Annotated in this window: 20 protein-coding genes and 1 riboswitch; of the genes, 8 read left to right on the top strand and 12 right to left on the bottom strand. The window is 46.1% G+C overall.

Features of this window, described 5'->3' with window-relative positions:
* The first annotated feature begins 35 nt into the window (after positions 1 to 35).
* Positions 36 to 908, top strand: a complete 873-nt coding sequence (locus R2S67_RS01850) for a patatin family protein (protein WP_005397800.1) — start codon at positions 36 to 38, stop codon at positions 906 to 908.
* 53 nt (positions 909 to 961) lie between these two features.
* On the opposite strand, the gene gbpA is transcribed toward R2S67_RS01850, so the two are convergent.
* The 3 genes from gbpA to R2S67_RS01835 form a co-directional block, all read right to left on the bottom strand.
* On the bottom strand, positions 962 to 2,425 hold the full coding sequence (gene gbpA, locus R2S67_RS01845; RefSeq protein ID WP_317341866.1) for an N-acetylglucosamine-binding protein GbpA: 1,464 nt from the start codon (positions 2,423 to 2,425) through the stop codon (positions 962 to 964).
* A gap of 105 nt (positions 2,426 to 2,530) precedes the next feature.
* Positions 2,531 to 2,631, bottom strand: a riboswitch (cyclic di-GMP riboswitch).
* A gap of 272 nt (positions 2,632 to 2,903) precedes the next feature.
* Entirely contained in the window at positions 2,904 to 3,404 is a 501-nt protein-coding gene (locus tag R2S67_RS01840; RefSeq protein WP_256965366.1) for a fasciclin domain-containing protein, read from the bottom strand.
* 80 nt (positions 3,405 to 3,484) lie between these two features.
* Positions 3,485 to 4,966, bottom strand: coding sequence for a deoxyribodipyrimidine photo-lyase (locus tag R2S67_RS01835; protein WP_317341865.1), 1,482 nt, complete (start codon positions 4,964 to 4,966; stop codon positions 3,485 to 3,487).
* Positions 4,967 to 5,074: 108 nt separating this feature from the next.
* On the opposite strand from R2S67_RS01835, the gene R2S67_RS01830 reads away from it, so the two are divergent.
* Positions 5,075 to 5,380 (top strand): DUF6482 family protein, encoded by a 306-nt coding sequence (locus tag R2S67_RS01830; RefSeq protein WP_006740792.1) that lies wholly within the window; start codon positions 5,075 to 5,077, stop codon positions 5,378 to 5,380.
* A 70-nt stretch (positions 5,381 to 5,450) separates the two neighbouring features.
* On the opposite strand, the gene R2S67_RS01825 is transcribed toward R2S67_RS01830, so the two are convergent.
* The gene (locus R2S67_RS01825; RefSeq protein ID WP_047009631.1) at positions 5,451 to 6,431 is read right to left on the bottom strand and encodes a rhodanese-related sulfurtransferase; all 981 of its coding nucleotides are present in this window, start codon (positions 6,429 to 6,431) and stop codon (positions 5,451 to 5,453) included.
* A 323-nt stretch (positions 6,432 to 6,754) separates the two neighbouring features.
* Between R2S67_RS01825 and R2S67_RS01820 the strand changes: the two genes are divergently transcribed.
* Entirely contained in the window at positions 6,755 to 7,246 is a 492-nt protein-coding gene (locus tag R2S67_RS01820; protein ID WP_317341864.1) for a GNAT family N-acetyltransferase, read from the top strand.
* Between the two features lie 58 nt (positions 7,247 to 7,304).
* Here the strand turns inward: R2S67_RS01820 and R2S67_RS01815 are convergent, their stop codons facing one another.
* Positions 7,305 to 8,600, bottom strand: coding sequence for an alpha/beta fold hydrolase (locus tag R2S67_RS01815; protein ID WP_317341862.1), 1,296 nt, complete (start codon positions 8,598 to 8,600; stop codon positions 7,305 to 7,307).
* Between the two features lie 210 nt (positions 8,601 to 8,810).
* Here R2S67_RS01815 and R2S67_RS01810 point away from each other — a divergent pair, with 210 nt between their 5' ends.
* A complete protein-coding gene (locus R2S67_RS01810) occupies positions 8,811 to 9,968 on the top strand; it encodes a D-alanyl-D-alanine carboxypeptidase family protein (RefSeq protein WP_145533860.1) in 1,158 nt (385 codons plus the stop codon).
* Between the two features lie 84 nt (positions 9,969 to 10,052).
* On the opposite strand, the gene R2S67_RS01805 is transcribed toward R2S67_RS01810, so the two are convergent.
* Positions 10,053 to 12,710 carry an alpha-amylase family glycosyl hydrolase gene (locus R2S67_RS01805; protein WP_317341860.1) on the bottom strand — a complete coding sequence of 886 codons (2,658 nt, stop codon included), beginning with the start codon at positions 12,708 to 12,710 and terminating at the stop codon, positions 10,053 to 10,055.
* Between the two features lie 129 nt (positions 12,711 to 12,839).
* Positions 12,840 to 14,303, bottom strand: a complete 1,464-nt coding sequence (locus tag R2S67_RS01800) for an AraC family transcriptional regulator (RefSeq protein ID WP_317341859.1) — start codon at positions 14,301 to 14,303, stop codon at positions 12,840 to 12,842.
* Positions 14,304 to 14,470: 167 nt separating this feature from the next.
* Here R2S67_RS01800 and R2S67_RS01795 point away from each other — a divergent pair, with 167 nt between their 5' ends.
* Complete coding sequence (locus R2S67_RS01795) at positions 14,471 to 15,124, top strand: oxygen-insensitive NAD(P)H-dependent nitroreductase NfsB (RefSeq protein WP_005374924.1); 654 nt, start codon at positions 14,471 to 14,473, stop codon at positions 15,122 to 15,124.
* A gap of 69 nt (positions 15,125 to 15,193) precedes the next feature.
* Positions 15,194 to 15,484, top strand: a complete 291-nt coding sequence (locus R2S67_RS01790) for a putative quinol monooxygenase (RefSeq protein WP_021450535.1) — start codon at positions 15,194 to 15,196, stop codon at positions 15,482 to 15,484.
* On the opposite strand, the gene R2S67_RS01785 is transcribed toward R2S67_RS01790, so the two are convergent.
* Entirely contained in the window at positions 15,481 to 16,404 is a 924-nt protein-coding gene (locus tag R2S67_RS01785; RefSeq protein ID WP_005484216.1) for a LysR family transcriptional regulator, read from the bottom strand. The genes R2S67_RS01790 and R2S67_RS01785 overlap by 4 nt on opposite strands.
* Positions 16,405 to 16,554: 150 nt before the next feature.
* Here R2S67_RS01785 and R2S67_RS01780 point away from each other — a divergent pair, with 150 nt between their 5' ends.
* The gene (locus tag R2S67_RS01780; RefSeq protein WP_014234972.1) at positions 16,555 to 16,773 is read left to right on the top strand and encodes a VF530 family DNA-binding protein; all 219 of its coding nucleotides are present in this window, start codon (positions 16,555 to 16,557) and stop codon (positions 16,771 to 16,773) included.
* A gap of 435 nt (positions 16,774 to 17,208) precedes the next feature.
* Here the strand turns inward: R2S67_RS01780 and R2S67_RS01775 are convergent, their stop codons facing one another.
* A complete protein-coding gene (locus tag R2S67_RS01775; protein WP_005374933.1) occupies positions 17,209 to 17,661 on the bottom strand; it encodes an acyl-CoA thioesterase in 453 nt (150 codons plus the stop codon).
* 210 nt (positions 17,662 to 17,871) lie between these two features.
* Between R2S67_RS01775 and R2S67_RS01770 the strand changes: the two genes are divergently transcribed.
* Complete coding sequence (locus tag R2S67_RS01770; RefSeq protein ID WP_047009626.1) at positions 17,872 to 18,636, top strand: ferredoxin--NADP reductase; 765 nt, start codon at positions 17,872 to 17,874, stop codon at positions 18,634 to 18,636.
* A gap of 134 nt (positions 18,637 to 18,770) precedes the next feature.
* On the opposite strand, the gene R2S67_RS01765 is transcribed toward R2S67_RS01770, so the two are convergent.
* The 3 genes from R2S67_RS01765 to R2S67_RS01755 all read right to left on the bottom strand — a co-directional run bounded on the left by R2S67_RS01765 (position 18,771) and on the right by R2S67_RS01755 (position 21,486).
* Positions 18,771 to 19,442, bottom strand: a complete 672-nt coding sequence (locus tag R2S67_RS01765) for a DUF2057 domain-containing protein (protein WP_054866817.1) — start codon at positions 19,440 to 19,442, stop codon at positions 18,771 to 18,773.
* A 216-nt stretch (positions 19,443 to 19,658) separates the two neighbouring features.
* Positions 19,659 to 20,807, bottom strand: a complete 1,149-nt coding sequence (locus R2S67_RS01760) for an AI-2E family transporter (RefSeq protein WP_005396613.1) — start codon at positions 20,805 to 20,807, stop codon at positions 19,659 to 19,661.
* Complete coding sequence (locus tag R2S67_RS01755) at positions 20,800 to 21,486, bottom strand: potassium channel family protein (RefSeq protein ID WP_167394246.1); 687 nt, start codon at positions 21,484 to 21,486, stop codon at positions 20,800 to 20,802. The genes R2S67_RS01760 and R2S67_RS01755 overlap by 8 nt, the downstream gene beginning before the upstream one ends.
* Positions 21,487 to 21,491 lie beyond the last annotated feature (5 nt).

Genomic DNA, 21,491 nt, shown 5'->3' with positions numbered 1-21,491 from the left:
TTCATTACTCTTTTGGCAAGAATAATGGGGGAAATATGGCAACAAAAGCAATTGTAGTGGAAGGTGGCGCGATGCGAGGTGTCTTCGCAAGCGGAGTGCTAGATGCGTTTTTAGAGCAGAGTTATAAACCGTTTGACTTTGCCATCGGTGTATCTGCTGGCGCATCAAACTTGATTGGTTATTTGACCGACTATCCGCATCGCAGCATTAATGTCATTACTAAGCTGGCAACGAGTAAACGCTTTTTTGATCCGACTCGATTCGTTAAAGGTGGGGACCTCATTGATGTGAAGTGGCTGTTTGAAGAGTCTAATCGTTTGTATCCCGTCGATGAAAATAAACTGTTTAATGGCATTCCTTTTCTGGCAGCGACGACGAATGTAGATACAGGACAGGCAGATTATTATCGCGTGACGCGTGATAATTTTCACCATGCGATTGAAGCGACAACAGCGTTACCCATTGCATACAAGCATACCCCTTGCTTTTCTGGAGGCTGCTATACCGATGGCGGGGTGGCTGATTCCATCCCGGTGCGTGAGGCTTATCGTCGCGGGGCTCGAGACATAACCGTTGTGCTTTCTCACCCGCTAAATTATGCTAAGAAGCCAGTAAAAACCACATGGCTGATGAAGAAGTTATTTGCCGAACATCCTAAAATGGCGGACGCGATGTTAAGACGTGCAGATAACTACAATCAATCGTTGGAATTTATTCGTAACCCTCCACCGGGAACGCATGTCAGAGTGATTGCACCACCAGATAATTTTCCTGTTCAGCGCTTATCAATGCGACAAACCGTTCTATTGGAAGGTTATGAAATGGGGCTGATTGAAGGGCGGGCTCATTTGGCCAATTTGTCAGGTGTTCATGGTTTAGATCGGGAAAACTGCCATTTTTGCGTTTGATAATGAAAGAGCCTCATAGCGAGGCTCTTTTTACTTAACGTTCAAAGGGCGATTTAGTTGACTTTATCCCAAGCCATTTCCCAGTGTGAACCAGTTCCTGGTTCGTATTGGTTTGCGCTTTCTTTCCACTGTACACAGTAACCAGAGTATGGGAAAGGTTTACATTGGTAAATGGCACCGTCGCTTGCAAGCACTTTTGTGCCCGCCGTGTAGCTAGATAGCCCTTCAGGAAAGACAAAATCGTACTCGCCAGATGGTGGTGGCGTTACTGACTCTTCTTTTAAGTGAAAGTCGAGCGTTTGCTGATCCACCAAGTTGCCATCTTTGTCTTTAATACGAGTCACGAGCATATGGTGGCCAGGCTCTGATTTGGTTAAAGCGAGCGATACAGCCTCCACCGAACCGTCTTTCATTTCATCTGCCCAGCTTGCAAGTGGCTCACGGTGGTGATTGTACACGGTGAGTTCTGCGTTTAAATCGCCTTCAGCAGTGAGTGTCAGATCCAACGTTGTCGGTGTTGACTCAATAATATATTCGTCTGCTAAGCCATCTACTGTGAGTGAGTACTCTGGAGCGGGAGTTTCTATCTTGTAGCCGATTTCTACACGCTCAAGGCCGCTATTAGCTTGCAGGTACACCGGGTTAGTACCATAAACAGGAGTGAATTTATCCTCGGCATACTGTCCCGCTTGCAGTTTAGTTTGCTCTTGGTTGATCTTCGTTGCTAGAGCGTAAGACCAGTTTTTCGCTTTGCCCATGACTGCATCGGTAATTTCTAGCTCGGTTCGATAAGCTATGTTTTCACCCGCCTGATCAAATACGCGCGTATAAACCGAATCTCCAACATTTAAATCCATCGTCGGAATAATTTGACCGCCTTGCGTCCAATCTGGAATGACTGGACTGTCGCCATCAAATTTCACATCGATCACGTTATAAAATGAAGCCGCTGTGTCGCCAACATCCCATACCGCCAGAATGACGTGATACCCCTTGCGCGTAGGCACATTACATTGATGGCTCACCTGTTTTGGAGGTTGAACCATATTGCCATCGACTACACAGAAAGGAGTCAGATCAAACGAGTCGCGTGATAGTGAGGCATTTGGGTTCCAATCAGGTTTGGTGATGTAATATTTCCAGTCACGCGTCACATGGTTAGCGGTAAATGTCCATTCAAAAGTCTGTGTACCTGATTGAATAGGACGTTTCATCCAGCGGTCGGCAGTTTGTTCATCAAGAGCGGCAGCTAGAGCGGTTTCAGCACTTGCTATTTTTCCATCGCGAGGCCCTGTTTGTGGAAAACCATCAGGACCTTCAACACTTTGTGGCTCGTATTGAATGGCACCGCAGTTATTATTTTTTTCGTTAGTATCAGGTGTTGGATACTTACATAGTGCCGCGCGACTTGCAGCGACACCATCATTGGTTTCTGATACGTAGCCGTGAGCCGCAGCACTTGAGCTAATGCTTGCAAGTGCTAATGCAAGTACGGATTTGGTTGGGAAGGATTTCATCACATGTCCTCTGTTATGGCTGACAAATTAATGTCACACCTCGGCGCATGCTGAGCATGAAGCAACGCTGCATGAATCCATACTTTGGATAATGTAGTGTTGCAACATGGCAACCCCGCTATCATGAGCATTACTTTTGATGATGGAATGCTGACAGACCGGAAGCTTTGCGTCCCACCCTTTCGAATGGTTTGCCGAAATGTGATTGAGCAGCCAAAATTTAGCTCAAGAATTTACATGTGGAAAAGTAAACGACACTGACATGGAATCATGTTCTCAAATTGAAAGGTAACGGTACGCCAACCTCATTGATATTGTGCTTTTTTGTTTCTAAGGTATTGGTTTTGATGTTGTTTTTGTCTTTTTGATAGTTGGAGTGAATGAGTGATTGGTTGTTGGGTCGAAGGTAGGGAAGGGGCAGTATTAAGGATAGAAGAAGCACCGTTTAAAGGGCGGAATATACCGCCCTCTGAATCATTTAATTAGGCATAATGACGGTATCAATAACATGAATGACGCCGTTTTTAGCTTTCACATCGGTTACCATTACATTTGCACCATTGACCATAACTTTGTCGCCCATGGTTTTAATCATCACATCTTGGCCCTGAACCGTAGTCGCTTTGTCCAGCTTAACAACATCGGCAGCCATTACTTTCCCTGGGACGACGTGATAAGTCAAAATGGATACTAACTTGTCTTTGTTTTCCGGCATTAAGAGCATATCGATTGTACCGTCAGGCAGTTTTGCAAAAGCGTCATCCGTTGGTGCAAAAACAGTAAATGGGCCTTCTCCTTTGAGTGTATCGACTAGATCAGCCGCTTTCACTGCAGCGACAAGTGTATTGAAAGAGCCGTTTTCAGTGGCAACGTCGACAATATCAGTCTTCATCATGCCATGATCATGAGCTTTGACGGGAAGCATAAAAGATAAAGTCGCCATCAATGTAGCCGTGATAACCAAGATACGTTTAAACATAATGTGTTCCTTACGAGTTGGGGGTACAACGGTTTCCCTAGAGAATGTCTTCGTTTGTACGCATCTAAATGAAAAGATGATCAACGAGCCCTGCTTTCTTTCGATGGTCTCACGTGTCGCGTTAAAATCCGTTTGCCTTCTTGTTTTACATCGGCCCGTTTGCGCCATGTCCATAGACGTTCCCTTGCGTCTTTAGCTGCGCTATTTAGGTCGATAATAGGCGCTAGGTAACGGCTATCCGGTTTCAAGTGGTACATGACGGTTTCCATCTGTGTCATTTTCCAGGGCTCGAACAATAGTGGGGTGGGGACCATTTGCAATTCAGGCACCCATTTATAGATGAACGCGCCATCAGGGTCATGTTCTTGGGCTTGCTTAACCGGGTTGTAAATCCGGATTGTATTGGTCCCAGTTACCCCGGCTTGCATTTGGAATTGTGGGTAATGAATACCAGGCTCAAAGTCGAGAAACAGTTGCGCTAAATGCGTTACACCTACTCGCCAATCCATGTTCATGTGGTGAGTAAGAAAGCTAACCAGCATGGCACGCATGCGAAAGTTAATGTAACCAGTGTGGTGCAAACAGCGCATGCAGGCATCAATCAAAGGTACACCAGTATGCCCGGATTTCCATGCTGCTAACTTTTCTTCATCGAAAGTACTACTTTGTTTAATCAATGGTTCGTAAGCCCGATTAACGCAGTAAAACTCCATGTCGTATTCCGATTCGAATTTTTGGATGAAGTGACAGTGCCAATGAAGCCGTGAAGACAATGCAATTAAGCTGCGACGAAACCCAGCGACTTTCCAGTGTTTCAAAAGGTATTGATAAACTTCACGCAAGGATATGTTACCCCAAGCGAGATATGGAGAAAGTCGAGTACAGGCTGTGCGTGAGGCTGTGGGACTAGAAATGCTTCGATAGTAATCACGACCTCGACGATGAAAAAAGTCCTCTAGTGTTTTCCAAGCGAGCCGGCTTCCTCCCGTTTGCATTCCTTTGCATTTTGATAGCCAGGATGATGGTGGCGAAAACGAACAGCCGAGAGTTTCTGCATCCAATGAATGCAATAAGTCGGTTTGGAGCTCAAGAGGGCTTATGGAGGCTCTCATGACCAAATCCCAATGTCTGTCCCAACCTTGCCGGTTTTTTGCACCTCTGATAACAGCACCGTGTTCGAACTCAAACCAGTCGATGTTCTGCTCATACAGCCAAGCGGCAACTTGTTTATCGCGCTCAAAGGTGCAGTTGAGTCCTATTTCTTGGTGAGAAAAAACAGCGTTGATTTGATATTGCGCTTGAATTGATTGGAAACATGCTAAGGCATCGTCATACAGCACCGTGATTCGATGCCCATACGCTTTGAGCGTCTCATCCATGTCTTGCAGTGATTGCCAAACAAATCGCCAGTGGCGCTCAGAATAGTGTGGGTTGTTCAATAGCAATGGTTCAACAATATATAAAAGCACAGTTAGGTGCTTTGTTGATAATGCTTGAGTTAGTGGTTGATGGTCAGTCAGCCTTAAATCTCGTTTTAACCACACGACATTGATTGTTTGCATCGGAATCCTCTTTGTTTCCGATGTTGTACGCAAATGATCCGAAGAGATCTCACCTAATGATCGGTTTTGTTCATTAAAACGTAGAGGTTGCTCACAAGGAGGTGAGATATGTCGATACCACTGAGTAAGTTAGAAAAGTTCTTCTACGTAGATAAATTGATCATTCACTCGCTTGATCTCGCATTGTATCAAGCATCTGTCGTAGTTGATGGGAAAGCGCAATTCATCACTGATGACAACGGTATCTTTTTGAGGGCTCATTCCCTTATCGAGATGCAAAAGAAGTGCAAGAATATCAAAGCAAATAAGCAGGTTTTAGTACATCAAAGTGCTTATGACGAGATGGTGGGGCTACCCGAAGGCAAAAGAGACAATCAACTAGAGGTTTTGGTGAGGGATACAAAATTGTATTGAAAGAGTGTTGGTGCATAGTAAAAGCGAGCCACCTTACGGCAGCTCGCTTAAAATAGAATTAGAGTTGAGATTAGTCTTGTTTACGCTGAGCTTCTTTTTGTGCGTACTTAGCGGCACGTCGAGCTTCTCTTTGCTTGGCACTTTCGCCACCAACATGCTGCTCGCCTCGTTGTTCTGCAAGAACAATTTGTTTTTCACGTTCGCGGAATCGAGCAATTTGTTCTTCTGAGTGTGTGCCGTGACATTTCGGGCAGCTCACGCCTTGCTCGAACAAATCAGACTGTTTGTCTTCTTCAGTGATCGGTAGACGACAAGCGTTACATAAGTCGTAATCTGCTTTTTCTAGCTGGTGGTTTACTGCAACACGGCCATCAAAAACGTAGCAGTCACCTTCCCACATGCTCTCTTCTTGAGGAACTTCTTCAAGATATTTAAGAATGCCGCCTTCTAAGTGGTAGACCTCATCAAAGCCCTGTTCTTTCATGTAAGCAGTTGATTTTTCGCAGCGGATACCACCGGTACAGAACATCGCCACTTTCTTATGCTTTTCCGGGTCCATGTTTTCTTTTACATAGTCTGGGAATTCACGAAAGGTTTCAGTATTTGGGTTTACAGCGCCTTTGAATGTGCCGATCTCGATTTCGTAATCATTACGTGTATCGACAACAAACACTTCAGGATCAGCAATAAGATCGTTCCACTCTTGAGGTTTCACGTAAGTACCCACTACGTGGCGAGGGTCTATGCCTTCAACACCTAATGTTACGATCTCTTTTTTCAATTTCACTTTGGTGCGATTGAATGGCTGGGTCTCAGAGTACGACTCTTTGTATACGGTGCCTGTCAAACGAGGCTCGTTGTTTAGCCACTCCAGTAGCGTATCAATACCTGCACGATCAGAGGCAACAGTGCCGTTGATGCCCTCACTTGCCAGCAGTAATGTTCCGCGAATATGGTGTTTTTCCATCAACGCAAGTAATGGCTCGCGTAGTTCTTGATAGTTATTCAGCTCAACAAACTTGTACAGCGCACAAACTACATACTGACTCATGAGGTTTCCTTTAAAAATACAGGTGGTCAACGACCTTAAAATTTTAGCGGCACGAAGTATACCTGACTAAATTAGTCGGAAATACGGACAAATTATGCGGATATTATGGCTAGGCAGGATGTAGCGGTGTTTTGATGCGGCAAAGCGTCACGCGGGTAAAATCGCTATGTGTTCAAATTATAAGCATAAATTGTAGAGAACAAGGTAAGTTGAACTCGACACTTTTGGTTTAAATTTGTACTGTGATTCCTTCTTCGGCTCTTCATTAAAGTTGTGCGCAAGAGCTACAAAATAATAATCGGATCAGTTGGCAAGGAAAGGACATGCAGCAGTTTTATATCAGGCGGCTGAGGGAAGAAGATGTTCCCTTGCTCAAACAATTACTCGTTGAACTCGATACATCGCACTATGAAGCTGAACCGAACTTCTATCGTCCACCCAAGGAATTGGCGCAACTAAGAGAATCACATGGCACTTTCGAAAAGTATTTTGACGGCAGCGTGAGCGCTTTTATTGCTTGTTCGCAAAGAAAGGTCGTCGGTTTTATCTCTGGTTCGGTTCGTAACGTTCAGTCGCTGATTTCACCAGAAAAACGCGTTGGTTTTATTAATGAGCTTATTGTTTCAGAGAGCCATCGAAACTTAGGAATAGGTTTATCGCTGATGGATAAGATGGAAAGCGATTTGTGTGCTCAAGGAATAGAAGAAATCGGCTTAACCGTGGCGTCATTTAACCATGAAGGTGAGGATTTCTATCATAAAATGGGCTACCGGGTGATGACGAAACGTATGACCAAGCGCGTAAAAGATTCGTAAAAACAAGATGGTAGGAATGAAACGCCTCTTACCTCTAGAAGAGGCGTTTTTATAGTATTTATTTCAAATTAGCGGCGGTTTGATTCCCCATCGCAATTAACTTATCTAAAACGCGCTCACCGTCGGCACGCAAACCGTTGTGCTCGTACTCGTTGGTGATCCACGCTTTTGAATTTGGGATTAACGCGAGCGTCTCTCGGCTGATATCCATTTCAACAAACATATCATCGGCGTAAACGGCGCAACTGACAGGCACTTTATTTTGAGCCAGTTGAGTTTGATCGTACAGCGCAGCCCAATCTTCTTTCGCGGCCAATATTTCTGCGGCGTCTTTTAGTGGCTTGAGGTTGACGTATTGGTCGAACATCCACGGGAAGACCATTTCCCCCGTAAAGTAAAATGGCTGGCCAGGTTCATAATTAAACTCTGGTCGGGTTTGGCGAACACGGTGTGCACTCCAATTCGACGCAAAGCCTTGGCAGTAAATCGATTCATGCAAAATGGCGTAGATCGGGTTGGTTTGGAAGTTTTGCTGCGCCAACATATCGTTCAAGAACTCATAACGAAGTTGTGGTTTGCCGTTCACTTCAATCAACGCGCTTTCTAGCCAATAGTAAGTTGGCAAGAAAGTATCACTCACACCAAAGTTGATGCCGATTTGTTGAAATTGCTCCACCGTGAAGCGTTGACCATTTGGTAGGTACTCTTCGTTTTCCAGCAAGTGATTCGCAATGTTTTGGCAAAGTTGTTGCGCACTTGGAAATTGTTGGAAGAACGCTTGGTTTTTCTCCATGGTGCGTTTGAAGGTGGCTTCATACACATCGTCGGCATGACGCGAGACTGATGGCACGCCACCTGTGATGTAGCTTTGTAGCAAGCTGTCTGGGAACAAAGACAAATAGGTGAGGGAGCAAAAACCACCAAAGCTTTGACCTAAGATCGCCCATTTTTCGACGCCAAATTGCTTACGAATGTATTCCGCGTCGCGCACGATGTTATCCGCTCGGAAGTGGCTCAAGTAGTCTGCTTGTTGCTGCGGTGTGAAATGAGCCAGAGTCTGATGATTAATCACCGAACTATTGCCCGTACCGCGCTGGTCGAGAAGCAACACTCGGTACTCTTGCAGCGCGCGTTTTACCCAGCCGCTATTGCCGTTTTGACGCGGAGAGGGAAAGCCCGGCCCGCCCTGAAAGTAAACCAACCAAGGTTTGGTCGATTCTTCATCGCCAACTAGGCAAACCGCACGAGCGAAGACTTCAATGGTGCCTTTACTCACGTCTTGGTAATCCAGAGGAACGGTAAAACTGTGGGGAGTGTAATGCAATCCTGCGTCGATAAATGATTGAGCGTTCATTGTTATCTTTATTTCCTTATTGAGGGGTAGCGCTACTTTACTGCGAATGGCGTGAAGAACCAATGCTATTTCCAAATCGCTTCGTCAGTTCTATACCTTGGTCAAATCAATGTAAGTTCAAGAAAATGAAACGATTAGCGACTGGTGCAACTGGTTGAGTGAGCTATGCTCAATAGAGTTGCGACAAAGTAAGAGCATGGAGGAAGTCGGATGAAAGTGTCACTGGCTCGATGGACAATTGTGACTTGTTTAATAAGCGTACCTACTTTTGCCGTTGTTACGCCCAACCCACCTCAGTTACAGGCAAAAGGCTACGTATTAATGGACTTTCAATCCGGTGTCATTATTGCCGAGCATAACGGGCGAGCAGGCCTTGCTCCGGCTAGTTTAACCAAGTTGATGACCGCTTACGTCGTTGGACAAGAAATCGAAGCGGGGCGTTTGAAATGGGATGATGTTGTCACCGTGAGCGAAAACGCGTGGTCGGCCAAGTTTCCCGGTTCTTCTAAAATGTTCATCAAACCGAAAGATGAAATTAGTGTTGCGAACTTAATGCGCGGCGTGATCATCCAATCGGGTAATGACGCGTGCGTTGCACTGGCTGAGCACGTTGCTGGCAGTGAACGCGGCTTTGTCGCCTTGATGAATGGTTGGGCTGAGAAGTTAGGGCTGCAAGACACTTATTTTGTAAACTCCCATGGTCTCGATAGTGAAGGCATCCAAACCTCACCCACCGATATGGCAAAACTCATGCAGTCGATCATCAACGACGTTCCCGCTGTGTATGCGCTATATAGTGAGAAAGTCTTCAAGTGGAACGACATTACGCAGTACAACCGCAATAAATTACTGTGGGACAATTCCATTGATGTCGACGGGGGCAAAACCGGTTACACCAGCAATGCGGGATACAGTTTGGTGAGCTCCGCCAAAGAAGGGAAAATGCGGTTGATTTCGGTAGTGATGGGCACGCCAAGTAAACAGGCTCGAACGAGCCAATCCAAGAATTTACTCAGTTATGGTTTTCGTTTTTATGACACCAAACAAGTTGCCAAACAAGGGCAGGTTGAGTCTAAAGTTCGCGTTTGGAAGGGAAATGACAATCAAGTTGAGGCGATCTTCGCCAAAGATGCCTATCTCACTCTGCCTCGTTCTATGACGGCTGGGCTTGATAAGAGTGTGGTGTTAAATGAACCGTTGATTGCGCCGCTCGCGCAAGGAGATGAAATTGGCAAGGTCGTTTGGAAAAGCGATGACAGTACCGTGGCGAGTTATCCCCTGGTCAGCAGCCAAGCGGTAGAAGAGGGCTCGTGGTTCGGTCAGCTTTGGGACAGTCTGGTGCTGTGGGTGAAATCGTTCTTTAACTAGAATAAAAACGAGCAGAAGTGTCTTTCTGCATTCTTTTGTTGATGGCCGCCCAGCTAAACGCTGGACGGTGTCTTATTTAACGGTTTATTCAGACAAGGTGATGATTGGTAAGTCATCCCAAATCTTGCTCTCATCCGATGCGCCACCGGAGAAGTTCCAAGGGCCTTTGTTTTGTTCCAGTGGACGGTAAGTTGCTGAAAGACCGTCTAAGTCCCAAGTCGTGACATAGAAGCGGATACCATCGAGCGAATCTGGGCGGCCTAGTGCATCGCTAGCAAAGTCCATTGAAATGGTGTTGTTGGCTTTGTCTACTGTCACTGTTGGTGCTGGCGTTACGGCTTCTCCCCATGTCGTCGCGTTCGCTCCTTTGGTGTTGTAAATCGAGCTTTGCCAGCCAAAAACAACCGCATTGCGACTCCAGGTTCCGCTTGGCATAGAAGCGTTGATCTTCGGTAGCTCAGACAAGTTGGTTGCTGCTTCTTCCGGTAAATCAATAAAGATGGTGAAACCCACGTGGTCGAAGCCGTTTGGTGGCAACCAAGTGTCGGTGATCTTGTCCATGGTGAAGGTCAAACGTACGTTACTGCCAACGGTAAACACTTCTGCTTTGTTGATCGCGAGCTGGTTGCTGTCTTTGTCGAACGTTGGATCAGTTGGTAGCGAGTAGTTACCGTTGGGACCGCCCATGCCGTCTTGTGCATCGCCTGCATCATCAATAGTGTCATCCGGCGTGTTTGACCAGCTTAGGTTCGAGACAAAATTCACGTCCTCGATGCCTGCTTTTTTCTCGGTGGAATAAATCGCGAATCGGTGCTGTTGCTCGCCAATCGCAAAATGACGAGTCGACAGCGTGACTCTAAACTGACCATCAGCGCCTACAGTAATGGTTTGCGCTGTTTCCAAGTTACCATCGATGACGAGGTTCAACTTCTCGTTGGCGTTCGCACTACCCGCGATAACAATATCACCAGTGATGGTTTGTCCTTCCCAATCCTGCGCTAGTTGGATGTTGAGGTCTGGTGTATCTACCGATTGGGTGTCGTTAGTTTTCGAGTAAATCACGGCAGATTTGGCTGGTAGCTCAAGGGTTACGTGACCATTTTCATCTGCGACTAACTGCTCTGGAGCGTTTGCCCAGTTCGACATGATTTGTTGTTTGAAGACGGTGCCGCCAACTTGTTCTACATCGAGTTGGTTCATCAACATCGGCGAGTTGGATGTATTCATCACAACCAAGACTTCGTCGTTATCCAACGTTCGAGTAAAGGCGAACACGCCCGCGCCCGCTTTATCGCTGCCAATCACTTTTATTTCGCCGCGTGTCATGACTTTGTTTTCAGTGCGTAGCTTGGCAAGTTCTTGAATAAACAAGTACATCTCACTGTTTTGGTCGAACGAGTCTACGTAGTCGCCATCTTCACGGTACCCTCCGGCGAACATCGCATCACGCGCCGCTGACATCGCTTGCTCTGTACCTTGGTAAATCACAGGAATACCCGGCACTGCCATCATTGTGATCAGCGCTTGCTTCATATCGTTGACACTGCCTTGCGATAGAAAACGTGGCATATCGTGGTTATCAATGAAGTTCGGCATGATGTATGGATTCGGGAACATCTCCATCATTTTCTCAAGACGGAAACGTAAATAGTCGGTCGGTTGCCCTGATGCAAATACGCGCGTCATGGTCGCTTGCAATGGGAAGTTCAGTACCGAGGTTAGCTGTTTCGGCGAGCCACTTTCACCGATGTAAGTCAGCATCTTCTCTTCGCCTTCGGTGTGGTAAGGCGTAGATGTTTCGAATACTTCACCAAAAGTGAGGAAGTTGTCACGACCAGTATCAACCGCTTGCGTCATCACACCATCGTCGGCGTGTAGGAAGTCGTTCCAGAAATCGTGTTCAACAAACTTCACCGTATCGATACGGAATCCGTCGACGCCGACTTCGCGAATCCATTTTCGGTAGCTCTCTTTTAGATAAGCGCGTACTTCAGGATCGGACGTATTAAGGTCATCCAAATCAGAGAGCTGCCAGGTTTTTTCTTGTACTGGGTCGTTATGGTCGGTGATGGTTGGCGTCCAGTGGTAGCTGCCTGTGCCGTCTGTTTTACACTCGTTCATGTTGAGTGGGTACGGCAGTTCTTGCCCGGCGGGTAGTGCATTTTTAATCAAACGGAAGCCTTGGCAAGGTAGGCTTGGAACATAACTGTAAGGATCATCGTAGGTGAAGAAGTTGCCTACATGGTTGGTCACGATGTCCTGAATTAAGAACATGTTACGTGCATGCACTTCGCGTGCTAACGCTTGGTAGCTTTCCATGTCACCAAAGTGTTCATCCACTTTTTGAAAATCGCGCGCCCAGTAGCCGTGGTAGCCGCCGTAGTTTTGTTCTGCATCCCACCATTGGTTTGCCACTGGCGGAGTAATCCAGATAGAGGTAGCGCCTAGGTCTTCGATGTAGCTTAACTTATCACTCACGCCAACGAGGTCGCCGCCGCTGAATTTTTTATCCGAAGTCGGATCGAATTCGTTTTGCCCTTGATCATTAAGAGCGCTGTCGCCGTCGTTAAAACGGTCGATCATCAGGAAGTAAATGATTTGATCTTGCCAATCAGGAGATGCCACGTGGCTGCCTGTATCGACTGGTGTGGTTTCGTCGCTTCCACAGCCAGAAAGAGCAAGAGCGATCGCTAAAGGGAGTATTTTTATTTTATTCATTGGGTTAGGTAATGTTTCAAACACGGTTTTTGTCTCCGTTATGCAGCAATGCGGAAACAATAAAACAAAGGTTTGAAATTGAGAGTGTCATTTCACGCCAAAAAAGACGTGAAATGATGTCACGAAGCGGCGACTTTGATCTGACCGACAGTTTTAATTGAGCGGTTGCACAATAGGATATTGTATCGGGTAATGCTCTTTCGCGAGCTCGTTGTCGGATTCATCATAAAGGCGGAAACGGCACTGCTTTGCAGTTTGAGTGAGCGATAATTGCAGCACCCAACAAGCATAATGTAGCGAGTGCTGGGTCAAGCGCATTGCGTGAGGTGTGGGGTCATCATCGGCGTAACAGTCAATCCTCGCAACGTTTTCAAGTCGGCATGCCAGTTCGACAAAGAGCGTGTATTGCGCCCCAATATTAATCAGCTGCCGAGTCGGAACAATGTATTCCGTTGCGCCAATTAAAAGCCCCTTAGAAACCACATAATCACGCTGGTGGTTATTCTCAATGTAACGTTCCCCATCGACTTCATAACACAGGCGAAAGGTAAGGGGATGCGCCACCGGAAGTTCAGTCGTTGCCCAGAGTTCGGTGCCATGACTTAAAAAACGCTCGAAGAAGGCGGGATAGCGCCGCCATGCGCCATCACGGTCACGGCATTCTACCGAGACCACTTTTTCAAACGCAATATTGTCCACTTCTATCCAGATTTTGCCGACAGGTTGGTCGATGTGGTTATCGTCGAAGGTATTGGCTTTGGCGTAGTACAAGCGGATCGGTTGCTGATTTAGTTGAGTTCGGTTATCCAAACATTGTTGGCGATACTGCATGGGTGAAAACGGATACCAACGACGAAAAGTGCGGTGAAAGTTCGATGGTTCTTCATAACCAAGTTGATAGGCGATTTGCTGCGTCGTGAGTTGGGTGTCGGCAAGCAAAGTGAGTGCTTGCTTTCTTTTAGCGAAATCAACGCATTGAGAGTAGCTCATTTGCTTTTCTTGCAGTCGACGTTGCAAGGTGCGTTTGGAGACGCCCAGTTGCCTTGCCGCTTGCTCTAACTTGAGCGCGTAATTACTGTTTTTGATGAACAAGGCGTTCAAAACACTCAGCAATTCTGGCTGTTCAATTGGTTGGTGAGAAAGCAGCAAATAAACATGTTTCACCAGTTCAAACACGCTTGAACTCGTTTTAGAATCTCGCGTTTCCCCTAGAAAAATATCGGCCGCGAGTGGATTGCTGGCTTGAACTTGTACTTGTATTGATTCGCTTAGCTCAAGCGTCTCCAACTGCATTTTGAGCAAGCCAAACACCGACTCCGCCCAATTTGGCATATCGGCTGTTCTGCATTCTACTTGCAGATGGATTTGGGCATCACCATGTTGCAATGTGACGTACAAACGGCGGTCGAATAATGAGACACTTTTACTCCACCAAAGCAGCCCTTCTTGGAGGTTAGGCGCTTCTTTCAACATCATGCATTGCAAGGCCACCAACTTCTCAATGTGCCAATATTCGCCGGCAATTCGAAGGTGATTGTGACCGAGCTTTTTGCACAGAAAGGATGTAATAACGTTATCTTGAGGCAGCATGAGTTGAGTTTGGTTGCGAGCAAACATGCATTATTGCCGAAAAGATGAAGAAGTTCAGTGAGAACGCTCAAAGCCTTTCTTATCGTTTTATTTTCAAATTTATTTTAAAAATGTTTTTAATCGAAATCGGTTTTTCCCTTTATCTCATGAGGTTATGCTGTTACTCAGCTTAAACTCATTAATTGGAGAGCCTCATGGATATCGTACAAGCTGCAAAATCTCGTTACTCAACGAAAGTGTTTGACCCAACGCGCAAGCTACCTCAAGAAAAAATCGACGCAGTTAAAGAGCTGATTCGTTTTAGTCCATCGAGTGTGAACTCCCAGCCTTGGCATTTCATTCTGGCAAGCACAGAAGAAGGCAAACAGCGCATCGCTAAAGCGGCGCAAGAGAATTACGCGTTTAACGCGGCGAAGATTCTCAACGCATCTCACGTATTGGTGTTTTGTGCAAAAACAGGCATCGATAACGACTACATTGAAGCGCTAATGGTGCAAGAAGAAAAAGATGGTCGATTCCCAACTGAAGAAGCGAAAGCGGCTGTGCGCGGTGGTCGTAGCTACTTTGTAAACATGCACCGTTTTGATCTGAAAGATGCGAACCATTGGATGGAGAAACAAGTTTACCTCAATGTGGGTACGTTGCTGCTGGGTGCTTCGACGCTAGAAATTGATGCAGTGCCAATTGAAGGGTTTGATCCAAAAGTGCTGGATGAAGAATTTGGCTTGCGTGAAAAAGGTTACACCAGCGTTGTAATCGTGCCGCTTGGCTACCACGCGGAAGATGACTTCAACGCGAAAACGCCAAAGTCTCGCTGGGACGCAGAAACCGTATTCACCGAGATCTAATTCGAGCTTACTTACAGGTGACGTAGAACCCTGTAATCAATATATAAATTGCAAAAGAGTGATAAAACGATGATCCACTTAGTTGCAGAAGTGAAAGCCTACCCGGACAGCAAGGATCAGGTGGTGAATTTGCTTGCTGGTTTACTAGAGCCAACTCGCAAAGAAGAAGGCTGTTGCCAATACGAGTTGTATCTCGACGAAAAAGTTGAAGGCCTATTTATGTTCCAAGAGATTTGGGCATCGCAAGAGGCCTTGGATAAGCATTTGCAAAGCCCGCACATGTCGACGTTTCTTGAAACATTAGAAGAGAACGATTGGGTTGAATATACCCAGATTCGTCCTCTTCGATTTATCGCCTAATGACAGAAGGTTGCCAGCACGTTGGCGCGTTGTTGGCAGCATTTTTGTTGGATAAAGTCGCGGAAAGTCCGAATCGTTGGCGTCAGTAAGCGACGATCGGCACACACCATGTAGAGTGGCACTGGGCCGCAATCCCACTCTGGTAACACTCGCACCAATCTTCCCTCGATTAAGTCTCGGCTGATGTCCATCAACGATTTATTCGCAATGCCTTTGCCTTTGATCGCTAACCGATGTGGCAAGTCACTATCGTTGCTCATCAAGTTACCGCTGACCACGACTTGTTCTTTCTCGCCGTCACGCGTGAGCGTCCATTTGTTGTAGACTGAATCCGCGACCATATAGCACAAACAGTTGTGTTGCGTTAAATCGGCAGGAGAGGTGAGTTCTGGATGTGTAGCTACGTACTCTGGCGATGCACATAAGATCCGTTCGTTTGACCCACACAAAGCCAACACGACCAGATTAGAGTCGGCCGGCTCGCCGTAGCGAATCGCAATATCGACAGGCTTGGTGTACATATCCGTCAAGCTATCGGACAGCTCTAGTTTGATGGAAACATTTGGGTAGAGATCGATGAACTCATCCACCCAATCGAGCAACATATTGCGACCAAAATCGGAGGGCGCAGTAATGTGCAGTTGACCAGATAACTCGCCACGCGCACTTGAGATCTGATCCAACCCCTCTTGCAATGTTGCCAACGCTTGCGTGGTTTTGTCTAAAAACAGTTCGCCCTCTGAGGTTAAACGCAGGCTTCGGGTGGAACGCACAAACAGCGGGAAACCGATTTGCCCTTCAAGACGCTTAATCGATGCGCTAATGGCGGCAGGTGTCATGTCCATGCTGTTAGCGGCTTTTGAAAAGCTGCCTTGGCGCGCTGTTTCGACAAAAATATTGAGGTCGTTGAGGGCTTTCATCGTGAAAAGGATGTTTGTGAAGTTTGAGCTACTATAGGGGAGATGAGCAAAGTAATTCAAGCTAAACGCCTTTGAAGGTGAAAACATTAGGTTAAGTGGTCACTTTGAGTTAGATTAGCCCGTCACTTACATCGCTACTGGATCAACAACATGAGCAACGAACAGCCGAATAACCCTCTGCATGGGTTGAGTTTAGAAAAAATCGTCACCCGACTAGTTGAACACTTTGGTTGGAATGGCATGTATGAGCGCGTTCGAGTGAACTGTTTTAAGAAAGATCCGTCGATCAAATCTTCGCTGAAGTTTTTGCGTAAAACGCAATGGGCAAGAGATAAGGTGGAAGCGCTATACATCGAGACGTTCTGCTAATCACTCTATGGCCTGCAGCAAGCGGTAATAGATTCTTAGTCTCGCCTTGGCTCGCTAGAATGACGCAGCTTTTCTTATCGCGTAGGCTGGAAGAGTAGCTCTGCTATTACGTCTAAAGCGAGATTCCGAATGACTCGCTTGTGCTCGTCCGGGATGGTTTTTTTAGATAGTGTTTTAGAGTCAGAACCTAAACGAGGTTCGTCATTCTGAACAGCGAGGAACGAGCGTGATTCAGAATCTACTCTCAGATTGTATTGAGTTTGTTCATCGCTCTAGGGTCTGCAGCAAGCGGTAAGTAGATTCTTAGTCTCGCTATGGCTCGCTAGAATGACGCAGCTTTTCTTATCGTGTAGGCTGGAATAGTACCTCAGCATTATTCCCGATAGCGATGAAGAAGCGCTGTCGGGAACCTCGCCTTTAATCTCTCGTTTCTTGCTACTCTAAATGATGCGTGCTACCCACAGTTCCTTCCAAGTCTAAAATCGACTGGCGAACGTGGTCTGGAATCGCCGCTTTTACGTTGTTCTTAAAATCAAACATCACACCAGTAGCGGTGGCGATGGTCGCAATCTTACCCCACTTCTTACTCAGCACTTGGTATTCCATCGTGATGCGATCTTCTTGCATGTCGATCACGCGCGAGCCGACTAATAACGTGTCTGGGTAAGTGACAGGAAGCTTGTAGCGGCATTGCGTCTCGCTCAGTACTGGCCCAATTTGCGAGGTTTGCAGGTCGACTAGCAGATTAATTTTGTTGAAGTAATCTAAACGCGCCGTCTCAAAGTAGCGAAAATAGACAACGTTATTGACGTGTTGCAGAGCATCCATTTCACCCCATGCGACTTTGATCTCTGTGATAACGGGAAAGTCCTTTAACAGTGTGTCCATTTTTAGTGCTCCTTTTTCATCTGCATTGCCACAAATTGCGACGCGACTTATCACTTTGAGCATTTATTCTAGATGTAATCATTTAATATGTAATAAAATTGTTTTTAAAATGTGAAATGAAATGGCAATCTTATTATGTAAACTAGAAACTTTACATAATCGAGTTGAAGGCGTAAGTTTAACTAAGAGTAACCAAATAGGAGGTGTCTCATGACTGAGCTGAAAGGTTTCAATCTAGCCAAGGTGGAAAAACGCATTGACTGGACTGGCGAGCTGTTCAGTTTAAGGGTCTCAGGCGCGCCTCTTACCTTTAAAGCCGGCCAGTTCACCAAGCTTGCTTTGCTAGATGATGAGGGCAAGCCGATCAGCCGTGCTTACTCTGTGGTTAATGCACCAAGCGAACAGTTCGATTGGTTGGAGTTCCTAATAGTAGCGGACCCTCAAGGACAACTTTCCCCAAGGCTCCAAAAGCTTAAATCTGGTGATAGTATTTATGTTGGTGAGACCGCACATGGTGACTTAATCCACGACTCTATTCCTAAACAGGCTCATGATCTGTGGCTGCTATCTACAGGTACAGGTATTGGACCGTTTTTATCGCTACTGGATGATATAAACTTACCACCCCATAATGAGCGAATTGTGCTTGTTCATGCGGTTCGCTACGAAAAAGATCTGGTCTACAAATATCTGATTGAGCAACTACAGCAACGATATGAAGGCAGATTAAAGTACATCCCGATAGTCAGTAGGGAAGTGGTGGATGGCCAGTTACAAGGTCGAATTCCCGAACTCATCGAATCGGGTAGACTGTCCAACGCTGCTGATGTGCCATTCTCTGCTCAAAGTAGTTTTGTCATGATGTGTGGGAACCCGCAGATGATCAAAGATACCTTGCCAGTCTTACAAGGGCTTGGGTTGGAAAAGTATCGTCCTAAAACAGGAGGCAATATCATCTATGAGCGTTACTGGTAGCGTTTGGTTAAATTGATATAACCATATTGAACACATGACGATCAACAATACCAAAGTCGTTCAAACGTCCTAGCTTGTTCGATCAAAAAAGCCACATGAAGTGGCTTTTTTAATATCGATAGAGTTAATCAGACTTATTGTTGATTAACGTACGCTTTAAAGCGAGCTTTGGTTTCTGCGTCTGCTTTTTGGTACCAGAAGTGCAGCATCTCTTCTGCTGTCGAATCTGATTTAACCGCAGTCGCTCTCGCTTGTTTCATATCTTCAGGAATCTTTGCTGGCAGTGTGACTGGTTGAGCAACGGCTGCACCAGCAACAGCGATAGCAGCAACGCCGCCTGTTTTGTTGTAGCTTTCCACTTCACGCACGTAATCACGACCGATTTGCATACCCGGTTTGATCAATTTGTCTTGCTCAACGGCGACGGTGTTGCCTGAATCATCAACCAGTTTCCAATCTAAGTCCTTGATCTTTTCTTCCGCATCGCGAAGGTTGCGGTATTCAGGCATTTGTAGTGTCAGCTCGGCATTGGCAGCGTCAAATCGTGTAACGATAACATCGCTTTCAACACTTAAACGGTCATTACCTTGGTTAAAGTAAGGGGCGAAGCGAAATACGACTTGGTTAACGCCATCAGGTAACGTTAGTGTTCTTTCCGAGGCGAAAAAACCACCCGAAAGGTCTGCTTTTTCACCGTTAGCCGCTAATACTGAAACGTTGTCAGGAACACTCACGGTTACATCTGCGAATGCCATGCCACTCATTGCGAGAGCAAGCGCACAAGTTAAAGGCTTGATCAATTTCATTGTTTTTATCCTAAGCAAATTAGTGGTCATCGAGAGTGCATCGTTCATTGCCCGATTGCAACTCCCAAGTGTAAGAAGTATGAAAATTTAACAAGAACGTCATTTTTATCGCATTTATTACGGGGAAACTGTGATCCAAATAGAATCAAACCGCTGCAATAGAGCGGTTTGATATCATAAGTTATAGATTAAATTTCTTTCTAACTTATTGATTTATTATATGCCTGCACCGTGTCCAGGCTCTGATTGGTCATCAGAAGCGTCTTGTTGTTCTGCCATTTCTTCTTGCTGCTGTGCTTTCTCGATGCTCAACCACCAAACGAACAACTCATACCAAATCGCCAGAATAACTGCACCGAGGAACAGGCCAACGATGCCGTAGAAAAGCATACCGCCGATGGCCCCAAGCAGAATCACAGGCATTGGTACGTCGACACCACGTCCCATTAACATTGGTTTGAACAGGTTTTCAGAAAGAGCTGCAACTACTACCCAGACAGTAAACATGGTGGCTGTCGTTGTATCTTGAGTCATGTACATAAAGCCGATCACTGGTAGTACGGCAAGCAGCGCTGGTAGCTGAGCGATGCACAAGATCATCAGAATCAGAGTGAGCAAACCAGCTGCCGGAACGCCAAATACAAAGAAACCAGCACCGATCAGTAGCGCTTGAATCGCCGCCACACCGACTACGCCAAGCAGTACGCTTTTAATGGTTGCTGCGATAAGCGTGGTCCAGCTTTTAGCGTTTTCACCAGCGGTACGAATAGCGATGGTTCTTAGACCTGATGCTGCAGATTCAGAGTACGTCATAAAACCTGCTGCAATCGCAAGTGATAAGATTGAAAGCAGTAAACTTCCCAATACACCGCCAAGTGTGCCTAGCAAAGAAGTGAGCGCGGACTTTATCTGCGGCATAAAGGTTTGAATCGCTTGTTCAAGGTTAGTCGCGAATAGGGTCCACACCTCATAGAGTTTATCACCTACGACAGGCCAATCCGCAACGGAAGGTTTTGGACCTGGGATCTTCACTTGTCCGTTTTGCAATACTTCAAGCGCATGCGTTGCACCATCCACAATGGAACCTGACACCATAACAAGTGGTGTGACTAAGAGTGCAATACCAAGTAAAGCTATCGTCGTGGCTGCCAGCCCTCTGCGACCGCCATATGCACGCTCCAGCTTTTTTGTAAGTGGCATTAAAGCGACGGCTATAATTGCACCCCAAATAACGGGAAGAATGAAGGGTTTGATGATGTCGTACGTAAACATCAGCAAGACGAAGATCAAGCCAATGCGTATTGCCGATTCCACCATATTACTGATGAAAAGCTTACTGTCGATTTTTACCGATTGTTTATCCATTTTTGTTTACCTGATGATCAATGTTAGAACTGACGAGACTTGAAACAACAATCGCCATATAGAACACACCTGTAATGGCCTCTAAATACACCACGACTTGAGCCAATGGTGTTAGAGGGCTGATATCGCCATAACCAAGCGTGGTTAAGGTGACGAAACTAAAATACGCCGCATTAGAGAAATTCTGCCCCCAAGAAATGGCTTCCATACCAGTGAATGAGGTTGGTGAGAACTCTAGAAGAATGAGATAGGCAATTGCCCACATCAGACCAAGCAGCAAGAAAAGCGCGACAGAGCCAATCACTTTGTTGCTGTTGACGTGGCCAGTGAAAAGAATCTGTCTTGCGATGGATTTAAAAGTGCCGAAAAAGAACGCGAAGGTGAGGGCAAGCATCACTACATTCATCTCTCGGATGTTGAAAACGGTCTTGATCACAATCACAAGAACCCAAACGCCAAACAGGGTATAGAGGAAACGAGACCACTTTTTGTCGAAGCGAAGGCTGGCAAAACAGACAATGAACGTGAGAACCGTGAACGCCTGCAGTATGTGTTCAATCGTCCCTTCGCCCACCACTTGCGCCATCGCACTCCCTAGCAACAAAATCACCAGCGCTAAAGTTAGATAGAAGAAGTTGTTTTCTTCATTAATGTTTTTGAGTTTTTTACCAATGACCATGGTTC

Source organism: Vibrio sp. T13N (assembly GCF_032970445.1).
GTDB classification, from domain to species: domain Bacteria; phylum Pseudomonadota; class Gammaproteobacteria; order Enterobacterales; family Vibrionaceae; genus Vibrio; species Vibrio diabolicus.
Note: the sequence above shows the minus strand (reverse complement) of the source record. Positions and strands in the feature narration are given on the sequence as shown.